Source organism: Pseudomonas sp. JY-Q, assembly GCF_001655295.1.
Taxonomy (GTDB): Bacteria; Pseudomonadota; Gammaproteobacteria; order Pseudomonadales; family Pseudomonadaceae; genus Aquipseudomonas; species Aquipseudomonas alloputida.
The window spans coordinates 5,680,822-5,696,151 of the sequence record NZ_CP011525.1 but is presented as its reverse complement, the minus strand read 5'-3'; the positions used below and the strand labels follow the sequence as shown (position 1 = coordinate 5,696,151).

General features: G+C 61.5%; 11 protein-coding genes. 3 read left to right on the top strand and 8 right to left on the bottom strand.

Features of this window, described 5'->3' with window-relative positions; translation table 11 throughout:
- Positions 1–14 precede the first annotated feature (14 nt).
- The 4 genes from AA098_RS25655 to rpsU all read right to left on the bottom strand — a co-directional run bounded on the left by AA098_RS25655 (position 15) and on the right by rpsU (position 8,306).
- A complete protein-coding gene (locus AA098_RS25655) occupies positions 15–3,758 on the bottom strand; it encodes a bifunctional diguanylate cyclase/phosphodiesterase (RefSeq protein ID WP_054888487.1) in 3,744 nt (1,247 codons plus the stop codon).
- Between the two features lie 127 nt (positions 3,759–3,885).
- Positions 3,886–5,736: an RNA polymerase sigma factor RpoD gene (gene rpoD / locus AA098_RS25650; RefSeq protein ID WP_003255578.1), complete on the bottom strand. Its 1,851-nt coding sequence runs from the start codon at positions 5,734–5,736 to the stop codon at positions 3,886–3,888.
- Between the two features lie 67 nt (positions 5,737–5,803).
- On the bottom strand, positions 5,804–7,786 hold the full coding sequence (gene dnaG / locus AA098_RS25645; protein WP_003255577.1) for a DNA primase: 1,983 nt from the start codon (positions 7,784–7,786) through the stop codon (positions 5,804–5,806).
- A 304-nt stretch (positions 7,787–8,090) separates the two neighbouring features.
- Positions 8,091–8,306, bottom strand: coding sequence for a 30S ribosomal protein S21 (gene rpsU / locus AA098_RS25640; RefSeq protein WP_003255575.1), 216 nt, complete (start codon positions 8,304–8,306; stop codon positions 8,091–8,093).
- Between the two features lie 204 nt (positions 8,307–8,510).
- On the opposite strand from rpsU, the gene tsaD reads away from it, so the two are divergent.
- Positions 8,511–9,536, top strand: a complete 1,026-nt coding sequence (tsaD, locus tag AA098_RS25635) for a tRNA (adenosine(37)-N6)-threonylcarbamoyltransferase complex transferase subunit TsaD (protein ID WP_011953302.1) — start codon at positions 8,511–8,513, stop codon at positions 9,534–9,536.
- A gap of 17 nt (positions 9,537–9,553) precedes the next feature.
- Here tsaD and plsY read toward each other — a convergent pair whose 3' ends face one another.
- The gene (plsY, locus tag AA098_RS25630; protein WP_004576187.1) at positions 9,554–10,123 is read right to left on the bottom strand and encodes a glycerol-3-phosphate 1-O-acyltransferase PlsY; all 570 of its coding nucleotides are present in this window, start codon (positions 10,121–10,123) and stop codon (positions 9,554–9,556) included.
- A gap of 74 nt (positions 10,124–10,197) precedes the next feature.
- Here plsY and folB point away from each other — a divergent pair, with 74 nt between their 5' ends.
- A complete protein-coding gene (gene folB / locus AA098_RS25625) occupies positions 10,198–10,554 on the top strand; it encodes a dihydroneopterin aldolase (RefSeq protein ID WP_004576188.1) in 357 nt (118 codons plus the stop codon).
- Positions 10,545–11,054, top strand: a complete 510-nt coding sequence (gene folK / locus AA098_RS25620) for a 2-amino-4-hydroxy-6-hydroxymethyldihydropteridine diphosphokinase (protein ID WP_003255569.1) — start codon at positions 10,545–10,547, stop codon at positions 11,052–11,054. The genes folB and folK overlap by 10 nt, the downstream gene beginning before the upstream one ends.
- Positions 11,055–11,239: 185 nt before the next feature.
- On the opposite strand, the gene AA098_RS25615 is transcribed toward folK, so the two are convergent.
- The 3 genes from AA098_RS25615 to AA098_RS25605 are packed head-to-tail and all read right to left on the bottom strand — an operon-like array spanning position 11,240 to position 15,238.
- Complete coding sequence (locus AA098_RS25615; protein WP_004576190.1) at positions 11,240–12,346, bottom strand: multifunctional CCA addition/repair protein; 1,107 nt, start codon at positions 12,344–12,346, stop codon at positions 11,240–11,242.
- A gap of 55 nt (positions 12,347–12,401) precedes the next feature.
- Complete coding sequence (locus AA098_RS25610) at positions 12,402–13,970, bottom strand: SpoVR family protein (protein ID WP_003255566.1); 1,569 nt, start codon at positions 13,968–13,970, stop codon at positions 12,402–12,404.
- The gene (locus AA098_RS25605) at positions 13,967–15,238 is read right to left on the bottom strand and encodes a YeaH/YhbH family protein (protein WP_003255564.1); all 1,272 of its coding nucleotides are present in this window, start codon (positions 15,236–15,238) and stop codon (positions 13,967–13,969) included. The genes AA098_RS25610 and AA098_RS25605 overlap by 4 nt, the downstream gene beginning before the upstream one ends.
- Positions 15,239–15,330: the final 92 nt, after the last annotated feature.

Sequence of the window (15,330 nt, the reverse complement as noted above, 5' to 3'; positions counted from 1 at the left end):
AGTAAGTGGGCGGATTATAACGAGGGTTTCGCACCTGTGCCATCTGAAAGATCCGATAGTGCTATGCGAAGAAACGCGGCCGCGAATTCCTCTGGCGGTAGCGGGAGGCTGACGATGTAGCCCTGGATCTGCTCGCAGCCCTCGGCCGCCAGAAAACGTTGCTGGGCCTGGTTCTCCACGCCTTCGGCAATGATGGTCAACTGCATGCTGCGGCCCAGGGCAATGATCGCCCGGGCAATGGCGGCGTCGTGTGGATCGTCGGGCAGGCCGCGGATGAACGACTTGTCGATCTTGAGGATGTCCAGCGGCAGGCGCTTCAGGTAGCTCAGCGACGAATAGCCGGTGCCAAAGTCGTCGATGGCTAGCTGCACACCCAGTTTCTTCAGTTGGTACAGCACGGCCAAGGCCTCCTCTGCCTGGCTCATGATGAAGTTCTCGGTGATTTCCAGCTGCAGGTCACCGGCCCTCAGCTGGTAGTGCTTGAGCAGTTGTTCGATGCGCCGTGCCAGGTGTGGGTGGCGCAGCTGGGCGCCGGCAAGGTTGATCGACAGCGGGCCGAAGGGTTCGTAGTGCTGCTTCCAGGCCTGCATCTGCCGGCAGGCTTGCTCCAGTACCCAGTCGCCGAGCTGCAGGATGGTGCCATTTTCTTCCGCCAAGTGGATGAAGTGTTCCGGCGGTACCTCACCAAAGGTCGGGTGGCTCCAGCGGATCAGCGCTTCGGCACCCACCAGGCTCTGGGTCTTCAGGCTGAGCTTGGGCTGGAAGCACAGGCTCATTTCGTTGCGTTCGACGGCCCGGCGCAGCTCATGCTCCAGGGCGATGCGCTCGCTGGCCTGGGCGGTGAGGTCGCGGGTGTAGGCTTCGACGCGGTTGCGGCCTTTGGCCTTGGAGCGGTACATGGCGGCGTCGGCGTTGCGGATCAGTGTGGAGACGTCAGTGCCATCCTGTGGGTAAAGACTGATGCCGATGCTGGCGCTGGTGAAAAACTCATGCTCGCCGGCCTGGAACGGGGCGTTGAAGCAGGCCAGTAGTTTGTTGGCGATAGTGCTGGCGTCACTGGGCCTGTGCAAGCCGGGCAGCAAAATGATGAATTCGTCGCCACCCAGGCGGGCTACGGTGTCAACATCGCGTACCTGCTCTTTCAGGCGCTGGGCGATGCCCTTGAGCAACAGGTCGCCGACCGGGTGGCCAAGGCTGTCGTTGATGTGCTTGAAGCGGTCGAGGTCCAGGAACAGCACTGCGCCTTGGCGGTTGGACACCTGCGCGCAGGTGAGTACGCCCTGCAGCCGGTTTTCGAACAAGGTGCGATTGGGCAGACCGGTCAGCGGGTCGTGGTGGGCCTGATAGTCGAGTTTGGCCTGGGCGTGCTTGATGCTGGAGATGTCTGCAAAAACCGCCACGAAGTGGGTGATCTCGCGGTCGCTGTTGCGCACGGCACTGATGGTCAGCCAGCTTGGGTAAAGTTCGCCGTTCTTGCGCTTGTTGTAGATTTCGCCCTGCCAGTGGCCCTCGGCGGTAAGCTGGTGCCACATGGCCAGATAGAAAGCGCTGTCGTGCTGGCCAGAGGCGAGCAGGCGCGGGGTCTGGCCGAGGGCCTCGATCTCGCTGTAGCCGGTGATTTCGCTGAAGGCGCGGTTGACGGCACTGATGCGCTGGTCAATGTCGGTAATCAGCACCCCTTCGGCAGTGTTCTCGAACACAGTGGCGGCCAGCTGCAGTTTTTCTTGCATCAGGTGACGCTCGGTGATGTCGCGGGCGATGGTCAGCATGCAGTCGACGCCGGTAATCGGCAGGGGCCGGGCGGACAGCTCGCACAGTCGGATCTGCCCGTCGCTGCGGCGGATATGGCAGGTGAAGTCGCGCACGAAGCCGTCACGGTTGAGCTGGTCGACCAGGCGTTTGCGCTCGTTGAGGTCGACCCAGATACCCAGGTCCAGCGAGGTCTGGTCGATGGTTGGGTTGAGGTCGTAGCCGGTGAGGCGGCAGAAGCCTTCGTTCACCTCCAGCAGCAAACCGTCGCTCTGGCGCGACAGCAGCAGGCCGTCGGGCGAAGCGTGGAAGGCCTTTGCGAACTTTTCTTCCGAAGTTTGCAGCTGCTGCTGGGTCTCCTTGAGCTGGCTGATGTCGCGTACCGCCACTACCAGCGCGGGTGTGCCGTCCAGTTCGAAGGTTTCAGCCGAAGTCAGGCCGGTGAACAGTTGGCCGTTGCTGCGGCGGAAGCTCATTTCCAGGTTACGGATACCCCCTTGGTGCAACCTTTGAAGCAGGAGCGGGCCACTGCCCTCTACGCCCCACAGGTCAAGGTCGGTGGCAGTGCGGCCTATGACCTGGTCTGGGGGCAGTCCGATCTGCTCTTCGAAAGCCTCGTTCACCTCCAGCAGGCAGCCATCGCTGTGGCGAGCGATCAGCAAGATATCGGGGCACTGCTGGAATACCGAGGCGAACTTCTGTTCGGACAGACGCAGGGCATCCTCCGTGCGCTTGGTTTCGCTGATGTCGATCATCAGCCCGCGCATCACTGGCTGGTGGCCGTGCTCGATCATACTGACGATGTTGCGTATCCAGAGGGGCTGACCGTCAGCCCGGATCACCCGGTAGTCCAGGCTGTGGTCGCGCCCCGCTGCGGTCTCGCTGTCGCAGTAGGCCTGGGCCCAGAGCGCGTCCTCCGGGTGCAGGATACTGCGCCAGAAACCGGGCCTGAGCCAGTCACTCAATGGGTAGCCGAGCAGATCTTCGGCATGGGGTGAAACGTAGCTGTAGGTGAAGTCGTTGGCATCGGCTTCCCAGGCGATGGCTGACAGGCTCTCGACCAGGCCGCGGTAGTGGTACTCGCTGCTGCGCAGTTCTTGCTCAAGGGCGATGCGCCGGGAAATTTCCGAGCTGAGCCGGCGGTTGATGCGAATGACCACTGCCAGCACAGCCATCAGCAACAGCACCGTTGGCAGGCCATACACCAGCAGGTCGGACCAGAACATCCGCTGGTCGACCACATTACCCACCCAGTGCTGCTGGATCTGGCTGATTTCGCTGCTGCTCATGTCGGCCATCACTTTGTCGAGGATGCCGACCAGCACGCTCTTGTCGCGGGGAACGGCCATCGCCAACTGGTAGCGGTAGGGTGTTTCGCCGCTGACGTAGAGGCCGTCGAGCTTGAGTTGGCGCAGGCTCCAGATACTGGAAGCGAGGTCGCCGACCACGGCATCCACTTGGTCGGTGGCCAGGGCTTGCAGCGTGGAGCTGACGTTTGGCAGGGCAACCAGGTTGAGGTCCGGGTGGTGGGTACGCAGCAACTCGTGCGGGGCGTAGTTCTCGACCACGGCAATTTTCAGGCCGTACAGGTCAGCCAGCTTGCGCGGTTGTGCGCCGCCTTTGTGCGCGAGGATGACAATGGGGAAGTCGAGGTACGGGCGAGTGAAAGCCAGGAAGCCCTGGCGTTCGGGGGTGGACATGATGCCGGGCAGCAGGTCGATACGGCTTTCCCGCGCTTGCGCCAGCACCTCGGTCCAGCTGCTGGGTTCGACCGGTTTGAACGTCACGCCCAGGCGCTGCTGGATCATGGCGATGTAGTCGGCGGCCAATCCCTGGTACCGGCCCTCCTGGTCGCGAAACTCGAACGGTGGCCAAGAGGCGTCTACACCCAGTTTCAGCTGCGGGTGGGCAGCCAGCCAGGCGTTCTCCTCATCTGTCAGGGTCAGGGCGCCGGCCGTTGTGTTCCACAAAATCAGGATCAGCAACAGAATGGCCGGCTTCAAGGACATGGCAGCCTCGCACTCAGGTGGTCTGCAGTCGAGTGTAGACGGGCATTGCTGCAGGTGTGCAACGGAAGGCGGGCTTTATGTCTCGGGCCACTAAAGAAAAACCCCGGCCTGGGCCGGGGTTTTGTCATCACTCGTCGAGGAAGGAGCGCAGGTGCTCGCTGCGAGTCGGGTGGCGCAGCTTGCGCAACGCCTTCGCTTCGATCTGACGGATCCGCTCACGCGTTACGTCAAACTGCTTGCCCACCTCTTCGAGGGTGTGGTCGGTGTTCATGTCGATACCGAAACGCATGCGCAGCACCTTGGCTTCACGTGCGGTCAGGCCCGAGAGCACGTCACGGGTGGCTTCCTTGAGGCTTTCGACCGTGGCTACGTCGATCGGGGACTGCATGGTCGAGTCCTCGATGAAGTCGCCCAGGTGCGAATCTTCGTCGTCACCGATCGGGGTTTCCATGGAGATCGGCTCTTTGGCGATCTTCAGTACCTTGCGGATTTTGTCCTCAGGCATTTCCATGCGCTCGCCCAGCTCTTCCGGAGTCGGTTCGCGACCCATTTCCTGCAGCATTTGGCGGGAAATACGGTTGAGCTTGTTGATCGTCTCGATCATGTGCACCGGAATCCGGATGGTGCGTGCCTGGTCGGCGATCGAACGGGTGATCGCCTGACGGATCCACCAGGTGGCATAGGTCGAGAACTTGTAGCCGCGACGGTATTCGAACTTGTCCACCGCTTTCATCAGACCGATGTTGCCTTCCTGGATCAGGTCGAGGAACTGCAGGCCACGGTTGGTGTACTTCTTGGCGATGGAAATCACCAGACGCAGGTTCGCCTCGACCATTTCTTTCTTGGCGCGGCGGGCCTTGGCTTCACCGATCGACATGCGACGGTTGATTTCCTTGATCTCGGCAACGGTCAGGCCGGTTTCGGTCTCAAGGTCGATCAGCTTCTGTTGGCAAGCGACGATGGCAGCGTTCTTTTCACCTAGGGCGGCAGCCCACTTGGTGTTGCGCTTGGCCAGGTCACCGCTCCAGGTCTGGTCGGTTTCGTTGCTTGGGAACATGCGCAGGAAGTCGGCTCGCGGCATGCGGGCGTCACGTACGCAGAGCTGCATGATGGCGCGTTCTTGCTGCCGCAGACGGTTCAGGGCATCACGTACACGCTCGACCAGTACCTCGAACTGCTTCGGTACCAGTTTGATCGGCATGAACAGGTCAGCCAGGGCCTGCAGGGCCTCGATGCTTTCCTTGTGGTTACGACCATTTTTCTTCAGGACCTTGGAGGTCGCCTGAAGCTGATCGGATACCGCACCGAAGCGTTGGGCTGCGACTACCGGGTCCGGGCCGCTCTCGGCCTCTTCCTCGTCGTCACCGCTTTCGGATTCTTCTTCGTCGTCGTCGGACTCTTCCTTCGCCGCTGCAGCCTTGGCGCCTGGAATCGGCACTTCTTCGGTTGGCGCGGCAATGTTGTCGTCAGGGTCGATGTAACCGCTGAGGACGTCCGACAGGCGGCCACCCTCGGTGGTGACGCGATCATATTCGCCGAGAATGTAGTCGACAGTGCCCGGGAAGTGGGCGATAGCGCCCATGACTTCACGAATGCCTTCCTCGATACGCTTGGCGATTTCGATCTCGCCTTCGCGGGTCAGCAGCTCGACAGTACCCATTTCGCGCATGTACATGCGCACCGGGTCGGTCGTGCGGCCGATATCGGTTTCAACTGCCGCCAATGCAGCAGCGGCTTCTTCGGCCGCGGCTTCATCGGTGTCGGCTTCCGCCAACAGAAGGGCATCCGCATCCGGAGCACTCTCGAATACGTTGATCCCCATGTCGTTGATCATGCGGATGATGTCTTCCACCTGTTCCGGATCTGAAATATCCTCAGGCAGGTGGTCGTTGACCTCCGCGTAAGTCAGGTAGCCCTGCTCACGACCGCGGGTGATCAACTCTTTGATACGAGACTGCTGTTGCGCTTTTCCGGACATAACACCCTATCCACTGAAGGTCTTGGCGGGCAAAAAACAAGCCGAGGATTATACCCGAGCATGGGCCTCACGCGCCAGATGAGGTCGGCGTTTGTGCGGGAACATTTCGGCTCAGCAGGGCAAGGAGCTGGGTTTTTTCCTCGCTGGTCAATTCGCTTTGACGTGATTTCCTGAGCAGTTGTTCCAGGCTGCGCTCGCGTTGGCGGGCGGACAAGCTAGTTATAGTGTCGAAAAACTGTTGTTCAAGGTTGTCGGCCACGATAAGCCATTCCTTTTCCGCCAGGGCCCGCAGCAGGCGGCCCTGTTCGGTGCCATGCCAACGTGCGATCAACTGCATTGAGCTTAGCCCAGGATTTTTCTGCGCGGCTTCGATCAACGCCACCAGCAGCTGGCTGTACAGGTGTTCTTCGTCGGCGAAGTGGCTGGCATCTTCCACCTTGCCTGCCAGCAGTGGGTGGTGCAGCAGGGTGCGCAGCGCGGCCAGGGTGGGCGGCTCGACCGGTGCTGGCACGCGGGGAGGTGCTTCGTCGCGTTGCTGCCAGGGCTTGCCGCCCTTGCGGTTCTTGTCCCAGGGTTTGTCACTCCACGGCTTCTTGCTACCACCCTTGTTGGGTTTCCATGCCTGCTCCTGATGAACGGGGGCATAGTCGTGCTGCGGCATGTCGCCGTAGTCGGGGGTGTAGCTGGCCATGGCGTCGTAGTCGTAGCCAGGGTCGTAGTCCGGCATGCTGCTGGTCGCCGGCGCTTGTTGCGCCAGCTGCTCGACCTGCTGCGGGTCGAGGCCGGTGATTTCCTTCAGGCGGTTGCGCATCAGCTGACGCAGGTTGGCGCCGGGGATCTTTTCGATCAACGGTGCGGCCAAGGTCGCCATATGCGCCTTGCCTTCCAGTGAGCGCGGGTCGGCTTCGACGCCAAGTTGCTCGAAGAAGTAGTCGGCCAGCGGTTGGGCGTGCTGGTTGATACGGGCCATGAAGGCGTCGGTACCTTCGGCACGCACCAGGCTGTCCGGGTCTTCGCCTTCGGGCAGGAACAGGAAGCGCGCGCGACGGCCGTCCTGCAGGTTCGACAATGTCGATTCCAGTGCGCGCCAGGCCGCCTTGCGCCCAGCCTGGTCACCGTCAAAACAGAACAGCACGCTGGGCACCACGCGGAACAGGCGCTTGAGGTGCTCTTCGCTGGTGGCGGTGCCAAGGGTGGCCACGGCATTGCGCAGGCCTTGCTGGGCCAAGGCAATGACGTCCATGTAGCCCTCGACGACGATGATCTCGTCGAGGTTGCGGTTGTGCTTGCGCGCCTCGTACAGCCCGTACAGCTCCTGTCCCTTGTGGAACACCGGGGTTTCCGGGGAGTTCAGGTACTTGGGCTTGTCGTCGCCGAGCACCCGGCCACCGAAGGCGATGATGCGCCCGCGGCTGTCACGTATCGGGAACATCACCCGGTCGCGGAAGCGGTCGTAGCGCTTGCCGCTCTCGGCGTTCTCGATCAGCAGGCCGGCATCGATCATCACCTTCTGCTGCAGGGTGTCGGCACCCAGGTGCTTGAGCAGGTTGTCCCAGCCGGGCGGGGCAAAGCCCAGGCCGAAGTCGCGGGCAATTTCCCCGGACAGGCCGCGGCCCTTGAGGTAGTCCACCGCTGCCTTGCGTGACGGGTGGCTGCGCAGGGCCTGGCGGTAAAACTCCGAGGCGGCGTCCAGTAGCGGGTACAGTGGCGAGTCAGTGGGCTGGCGCGGCTTCTGGTCGCGGCGGCCTTGCTCGCGGGGGACTTCCATGCCAGCGGCGCGTGCCAGTTCCTCGACGGCCTGGGGGAAGTCCAGGTTGTCGTGGTCCATGACAAAGCCCAAGGCGTTGCCACCGGCGCCACAGCCGAAGCAGTAGTAGAACTGCTTGTCGGGGCTGACCGTGAAGGACGGGGTTTTTTCTTTGTGGAACGGGCAGCAGGCCGAGTAGTTCTTGCCGGTTTTTTTCAGCTGGACGCGCGAACTCACCACGTCGACGATGTCGAGGCGGTTGATCAGGTCGTCAATGAAACTCTGGGGAATCAGCCCGGCCATGGCAGTCTCGTTATCTGGCAACTGGCAAGTCTAATCGCTCACGCGCCGAAGGGGGCGAGTGCTGCTTGGGGAAGTGCGAGGGAATGTGTGCTCGTCGCCAGCCCCTAAGGGCTCGTCAGTCGGACGTGCACGCCTGGTCATACAGCAAGGAGGACCAGCTCTGACGTTTCAGGCAGGTTGCCCATGATGCAGTTCGCATGAAGCTTGTGCAGGGCCTTGAGCTAGCTGCTCAAGTTTGAAACGACCACTGCCATCGCCCGGGGGTTAGCCGGGCAGGGCAGAAGCTTTGCGTTGAACGTCTGTATTAGTACAGACGAACGGCGCGGCGCTGTTCGCGCTGAACTTTCTTGGCGTGACGCTTAACAGCAGCAGCTGCTTTGCGCTTACGCTCTGCGGTCGGCTTCTCGTAAAACTCGCGGCTACGAACTTCAGCCAGTACACCGGCTTTTTCGCAGGAGCGCTTGAAACGACGCAGAGCTACGTCGAAGGGTTCGTTCTCTTTAACTTTGACGGCTGGCATCCAGGGCTACCTTAATTCATTACCGGGGTAGACGTGCTCCTGGCAAAACAAAGGTGTGCTGGAGAACGTCGGTTTTCAAGGGTTGCGGATGTTAACCCTTAGCAAGCCGGAATGCAAAGCCTCTGATCGAAAACCGCTGGTCGGCACCCGACACGGGGACTATCATGCGCGGCTTCGAATTCAGCCCCCACAAGGGACGAGCCCATGCTAGTACTGGGATTGGAAACATCCTGCGACGAAACCGGCGTCGCATTATACGACAGTGAACGCGGTTTGTTGGCCGACGCACTGTTCAGCCAGATCGACCTGCACCGCGTCTTCGGCGGCGTGGTGCCCGAGCTTGCCTCGCGTGATCACGTCAAGCGAATGCTGCCGCTCATCCGCCAGGTGCTGGACGAGGCAGGCTGCGTTGCCACCGAAATCGACGCCATCGCCTACACCGCGGGTCCCGGCCTGGTCGGTGCCTTGCTGGTGGGCGCTTCCTGCGCCCAGGCGCTGGCCTTTGCCTGGGACATCCCGGCGATCGGTGTGCACCACATGGAGGGTCACCTGCTGGCGCCCATGCTGGAAGAAAACCCGCCAGCGTTTCCGTTCGTCGCTTTGTTGGTTTCCGGTGGCCATACCCAGCTGGTTCGCGTCGATGGCATCGGTCAGTACGAACTGTTGGGCGAGAGCCTGGACGATGCTGCCGGTGAAGCGTTCGACAAGACTGCCAAGCTGATCGGCCTCAATTACCCAGGCGGTCCGGAAATTGCGCGTCTGGCCGAACAAGGTGTGGCCGGGCGCTTCGTCTTCCCGCGGCCAATGACCGATCGGCCAGGCCTGGAATTCAGCTTCAGTGGCCTCAAGACCTTCGCCCTGAACACCTGGCAGCAATGCAAGAATGCTGGCGACGACAGTGAGCAAACCCGTTGCGACCTGTCCCTGGCATTCCAGCAGGCGGTGGTGGAGACTTTGACCATCAAGTGCAAGCGGGCGCTCAAGCAGACCGGCCTCAAGCGGCTGGTCATCGCGGGTGGCGTGAGTGCCAACAAGGCCCTGCGCGCGTCCCTGGAGGACATGCTCGGTAGCATCAAGGGCAACGTGTACTACGCGCGCCCGCAATTCTGTACCGACAATGGTGCGATGATCGCCTACGCCGGTTGCCAGCGCCTGCTGGCCGGGCAGCAGCAAGACCTGGCGATCAGCGTGCAGGCACGCTGGCCGATGGAACAGTTGCCGCCGCTGTAAGGCAGCGCGTCGAAGGTTCAGAAGTGCCGTTCGCGCCCTGCAAACAAGTCGCGCAGGTTGTTGCGGTGGCGCCACACGATCATCACAGTCAGTACGCTGATCGGCAGCAGGGCTTCGGGCTCGCGCCAGGCCAGCAATGGCAAGGTGAGTGGCGTGGCAATCAGTGCGGCCAGTGAGCTGGTACGCGTGAGGTAGAAGGTCAGCAGCCAGGCGCCGATGGCCAGCAGCGCGGCCGGGAAATACAGGCCCATAAGCATGCCGGCAGCCGTCGCCACGCCCTTGCCGCCCTTGAAACGGAAGTACAGGGGGAACAGATGGCCCAGCACCGCGCATATGCCCACCCAGGCCTGCGCGTGCAGGTCCAGCCCGGCAACGCGGGCGAGCAATACCGGCAAAAGGCCCTTGCACAGGTCGCCAAGCAGGGTCAGGATCGCCAGTTTACGGCCTGCCAGGCGTAGCATGTTGGTGGCGCCGGCATTGCCTGAGCCGCTGGAACGCGGGTCCGGGCTGCCCGAGAGGCGGCTGAGAACAATGGCGAAGGACAGCGAGCCGAGCAGGTAGGCGAGCAACGCCAGTAACCAAAACATGCTAACTATTCCGGGCGAGGACGCCCTGATTCTAACGGCGCCAGTCGCCCTTGTCGTGCTGTGGAGAGAAGTGCTTGGACAGAGTGTTCATCGAAGGCCTGGAAGTCGATACCGTTATCGGTGCCTATGACTGGGAGCGGGATATTCGCCAGTGCTTGCGCCTGGACCTGAGCTTTGCCTGGGACAACCGCCCGGCCGCCGCCGGAGACGACCTGAACCTGGCGCTGGATTACGCCAGTGTGTCGGCGCGCATCCAGGCGTTTGCCGAACAGGCCCGTTTCGAGCTGGTTGAAACATTTGCCGAGCGCCTGGTGGCAACCTTGATGGACGAGTTCCACATCCCTTGGGTGCGCTTGAAGCTGACCAAGCCGGGCGCGGTGCCGGCGGCCCGTGGTGGTGTAGGCGTGGAGATCGAGCGCGGATGTCTTTGAGCACGGTTTACCTGGGCTTGGGCAGCAATATCGACCGTGAGGCGCATTTGTGCGCCGGGCTCGATGCGTTGGCTGGCATCCTGACCGACATGCGCTGTTCGCCGGCATTCGAAAGCCAGGCGGTGGGCATCAAGAGCGGGCCGTTCATCAACTTCGTGGTGACCGGGCAAACCGCGTTGCCGTTGATCGAGCTGGACCGCCGGCTGAAGTTCATCGAGGCCGACAATGGCCGCTATGCCCCGGACCGCAAAGGGTTGCCGCTGGATATCGACGTGCTGATGTATGACGATTTGCACGGTACCTTCGATGGGCTGGTATTGCCCCGGGCCGAGATCCTGAAGAACGCTTTTGTGCTGTGGCCGCTGTCGTTGCTGGCACCCGACCTGGTGCATCCGGGTGTGGGCAAGCGCATGGCGCAGCTATGGCAGGAAGCGCAGATTGATCAGGTACTGGCCCCGGTCGCCTTTGAGTGGCGCGGGTTGCAGTTGACGCCCGCTTAAGCCTGTAACGGCCTCTTCGCGGGTTTACCCGCGGATACGGTGGCGGCTGCGACGGTGAACCGCGGGTGAAATTGGCCAGCAGGTCCGGCCCTTTCGCGGGTAATCCCGCTCCTACAACGGGCTGTGCCCAACCCTCGATGTGTGCCCCTGTAGGAGCGGGTTTACCCGCGAAGAGGCCGGTAGGTCTAACCGCGCTGGTAAGCTTCGAGCGCTTTGAGCCGTTCACCTTTGAGTGCTTCGCCCAGCGCCTGACCCGTCAGCCCGGCTTGCACCAACGGCTTCACATCCACCGCTCGCGCCGCCGCTGCTGCGCCTCGCAGGTAATCGGCCTGTGGGTAACCCTGCTCGCCATCGCCCCGCGCTGCCATCTCGCAAACGATCAAAAAATCCTCAAATCGCTGCGGCCGTCGGTACACATCGAACTTCTGCAACAGCTCCAGCAGTGCCGTGGCAGGCAGTTCGAGCGCCTGATTGCCCTGCGCCAGGCATTCCCCTGTCAGCATGGCCAGTTCCTGGCACTCACGCGGTGCCTTCAGGCGCTGGTTGACGGCTTTGATCGATGTCGGTGCCAACCCCCGCAACAGGCAGGCCCAGCGCACGTGCAGCGGTTGTTCGTGCGCCGCTGCCTGCTCCAGCGCCGCCAATGTCCGGGAGCTGTCATCGAGCTCTGGCAGCAGCTCCTGCAGGGCCCCGCACGCGCTCAGCACCTTGAAGAACACCTGCGGTTGCACTTCCATCAGCGCGCGCTCGATTTCCTTCCAGCTGCGCTCGGCAGTGAGTGCCTGCAGTTCGCCCGAGGCACTGATCTGGCGCATCAGCGCCAAGGTTTCATCGGCAACCCGGAACCCCAGTGGTGCGTAACGGGCAGCAAAGCGTGCAACACGCAGCACGCGCAAAGGATCTTCGGCGAATGCCGGGGAAACATGGCGTAGCAGGCGTTGATCCAGATCGTTCCTGCCTTGGTAGGGGTCGTAGACCGTGCCCGCCTCATCCTCGGCCATCGCATTGATGGTGAGGTCGCGACGGATCAGGTCCTCTTCCAGGGTTACGTCGGGGCTGGCGTGAAAAGTGAACCCGCCGTAGCCTCGCCCACTCTTGCGCTCGGTGCGCGCCAGGGCGTATTCCTCACCGGTTTTCGGGTGCAGGAACACCGGAAAATCGGCACCCACCGGCCGATAGCCCTTAGCTAGCATTTCTTCGACGGTGGCGCCCACCACCAGCCAGTCGATATCGCTGACAGGGCGGCCGAGCAGGCGGTCGCGCACGGCGCCGCCAACTTTGTAGATGTGCATGTGCAGCTCTCCATAACTGCCGACAGGATAACCCGTCGGCGGTCATGGGGTTGCATCAGAGGTGGTGGATAACAGCCAGGTCCATGCGGCCGTAGTCGGCGCTTTCGCTATGCTCGCCGCGCGGCGGCATGTGGTGAGTACTCATCACTTGCTCGCCTTGCACGGTCTCCAGGTGGATATCGAAGCCCCACAGGCGATGCAGGTGCTTGAGCACTTCGTCGGTCGAGTCGCCCAGCGGTTTGCGGTTGTGTTGCTGGTGTCGCAGGGTCAGCGAGCGGTCTCCGCGGCGGTCGACGCTCCAGATCTGTACGTTCGGTTCACGGTTGCCGAGGTTGTACTGCGCTGCCAGCTGCTCCCGAATCACCCGGTAGCCGGCCTCATCATGGATGGCGGGCACCAGCAGGTCGTCGCGTTGGTCGTCATCGAGGATGCTGAACAGCTTGAGGTCGCGCATCACCTTGGGCGACAGATACTGCAGGATGAAGCTCTCGTCCTTGAAGCTGCTCATGGCGAACTTGATGGTAGAAAGCCAGTCACTGCCGGCAATGTCGGGGAACCAGTGGCGATCTTCTTCGGTGGGGTTTTCGCACATGCGGCGGATGTCGGTGTACATCGCAAAGCCCAGCGCGTAGGGGTTGATGCCGCTGTAGTACGGGCTGTCGAAGCCGGGCTGGAACACCACGCTGGTGTGCGACTGCAAGAACTCCATCATGAAGCCTTCGGTAATCAGCCCCTCGTCGTACAGGTCGTTCATCAGGGTGTAGTGCCAGAAGGTTGCCCAGCCTTCGTTCATCACCTGGGTCTGGCGCTGCGGGTAGAAGTACTGGGCGATCTTGCGCACGATGCGCACTACTTCACGCTGCCAGGGTTCAAGCAGCGGGGCGTTCTTCTCGATGAAATACAGGATGTTTTCCTGCGGTTCGGCGGGGAAGCGCCCCTCATCGCGGTCGTTGCCCTTTTCGGCGTTTTTCGGAATTGTCCGCCAAAGGTCGTTGATCTGACGCTGAAGGTGCTCTTCGCGCTCCTGTTGCCGGCGCCGCTCTTCTTCGGCAGAAATAGGGTAAGGCCGCTTGTAGCGGTCGACACCGTAGTTCATCAGGGCATGGCAGGAGTCGATCAAGTCCTCCACAGCATCGATACCGTGGCGCTCTTCGCACTGTGCGATGTACTGCTTGGCGAACACCAGATAGTCGATGATCGAACTGGCGTCAGTCCAGGTACGGAACAGGTAATTGCCTTTGAAAAAACTGTTATGGCCGTAGCACGCGTGCGCAATCACCAGTGCCTGCATGCACATGGTGTTTTCTTCCATCAGGTAGGCGATACAAGGGTCGGAGTTGATCACGATCTCGTAGGCCAGGCCCATCTGGCCGCGGCTGTAGGACTTTTCCGTACTGAGGAACTGCTTGCCGTAGGACCAGTGGTGGTAGCCCAGCGGCATGCCGACCGAGGCGTAGGCGTCCATCATCTGTTCGGCAGTGATGACCTCGATCTGGTTGGGGTAGGTGTCCAGGGCGTAACGCTCGGCCAAGCGGCTGATTTCCCGGTCGTAGGTCTGGATCAGCTCGAACGTCCACTCGGACCCAGTGGAAATGGGTTGGCGTCTCTGTGCTCTGGCGGTCATGTGGCTAACCTGCGCTGGAAGAGTTCACGGAAGACCGGGTAGATATCGCCGGCCGATACCAACTGCTGCTGGGCGAACGTGTCGGGGAAAGCATCTCCGATACGCTCGTATTCATACCACAGCGCCTGGTGTTCACGGGGGGTGATCTCAACGTAAGTGTAGTACTGCACATGCGGCATGATCTGTTTGGAGAGGATGTCGCGGCAGATGGGCGAGTCGTCGTTCCAGTTGTCGCCATCAGAAGCCTGCGCGGCATAGATGTTCCAGTCGCTGGCCGGGTAGCGCTCGGCCATGATCTCCTGCATCAGCTTGAGGGCACTGGAGACGATGGTGCCGCCGGTTTCCCGCGAGTAGAAGAACTCTTCTTCATCGACTTCCCGGGCACTGGTGTGGTGGCGAATGAACACGACTTCGATGCGCTCGTAGTTACGCTTGAGGAACAGGTACAGCAGGATGAAGAAGCGCTTTGCGATGTCCTTGGTGGCCTGGGTCATCGAGCCGGATACGTCCATCAGGCAGAACATCACTGCCTTCGAGCTGGGGTTGGGTTGCTTGACCAGCAGGTTGTACTTGAGGTCGAAGGTGTCGAGGAAGGGCAGGCGGTTGATACGTGCCTTCAGGCGCTCGATTTCCTGTTCGACTTCCTGGATATCGGTGAAATTGTCTGGCTCTTCGACCCGCAGGCGATCGAGTTCCTTTTGTGCTTCGCGCAGCAGGGCGCGGCTGCTGCCGGTCAGGGCGATACGCCGGGCATGGGCCGAGCGCAGGGTGCGCACGATGTTGATGCGTGACGGGTTGCCTTCGTTGGCGATGCCGGCGCGAACAGTCTTGAAGGTATCGGCGCCAGTCAGGTGACGTTTGACTAGGTTGGGTAGCTCAAGGTCTTCGAACATGAATTCGAGAAATTCTTCCTGGGTGATCTGGAAGACGAACTCGTCCATGCCCTCGCCGGAATTGCCGGCCTTGCCGCGACCGCCACCGCCTCCACCGCCTTGCGGCCGTGGGATGTGTTCACCGGCAGTGAACTCTTTGTTGCCAGGATGCACGATGGTCTGTTTGCCCCCACGACCATGATGCAAGACGGGTTCGTCGATGTCGCGCCCGGGAATACTGATCTGCTCGCCGTGTTCCATATCCATGATGGAACGGCGGCTCACCGCCTCTTCGACGGCCTTCTTGATATGTTCGCGGTACCGCCGCAGGAAGCGCTGGCGGTTGACCGTGCTCTTGTTCTTGCCGTTCAGGCGTCGGTCTATAACGTAGCTCATGGTCCCTCCGGTGACTGGATGCAGCTGCAACCCACAAGCTGCAAGCCACAAGCTTCAAGCTGCAAGAAAGAACAGCCACCGCCGCTGCAAGC

Coding starts and splice junctions, on each gene's coding strand:
- AA098_RS25655 (WP_054888487.1), bottom strand. CDS start 3,758: ATGTCCTTGAAGCCGGCCATTCTGTTGCTGATCCTGATTTTGTGGAAC.
- rpoD (WP_003255578.1), bottom strand. CDS start 5,736: ATGTCCGGAAAAGCGCAACAGCAGTCTCGTATCAAAGAGTTGATCACC.
- dnaG (WP_003255577.1), bottom strand. CDS start 7,786: ATGGCCGGGCTGATTCCCCAGAGTTTCATTGACGACCTGATCAACCGC.
- rpsU (WP_003255575.1), bottom strand. CDS start 8,306: ATGCCAGCCGTCAAAGTTAAAGAGAACGAACCCTTCGACGTAGCTCTG.
- tsaD (WP_011953302.1), top strand. CDS start 8,511: ATGCTAGTACTGGGATTGGAAACATCCTGCGACGAAACCGGCGTCGCA.
- plsY (WP_004576187.1), bottom strand. CDS start 10,123: ATGTTTTGGTTACTGGCGTTGCTCGCCTACCTGCTCGGCTCGCTGTCC.
- folK (WP_003255569.1), top strand. CDS start 10,545: ATGTCTTTGAGCACGGTTTACCTGGGCTTGGGCAGCAATATCGACCGT.
- AA098_RS25615 (WP_004576190.1), bottom strand. CDS start 12,346: ATGCACATCTACAAAGTTGGCGGCGCCGTGCGCGACCGCCTGCTCGGC.
- AA098_RS25610 (WP_003255566.1), bottom strand. CDS start 13,970: ATGACCGCCAGAGCACAGAGACGCCAACCCATTTCCACTGGGTCCGAG.
- AA098_RS25605 (WP_003255564.1), bottom strand. CDS start 15,238: ATGAGCTACGTTATAGACCGACGCCTGAACGGCAAGAACAAGAGCACG.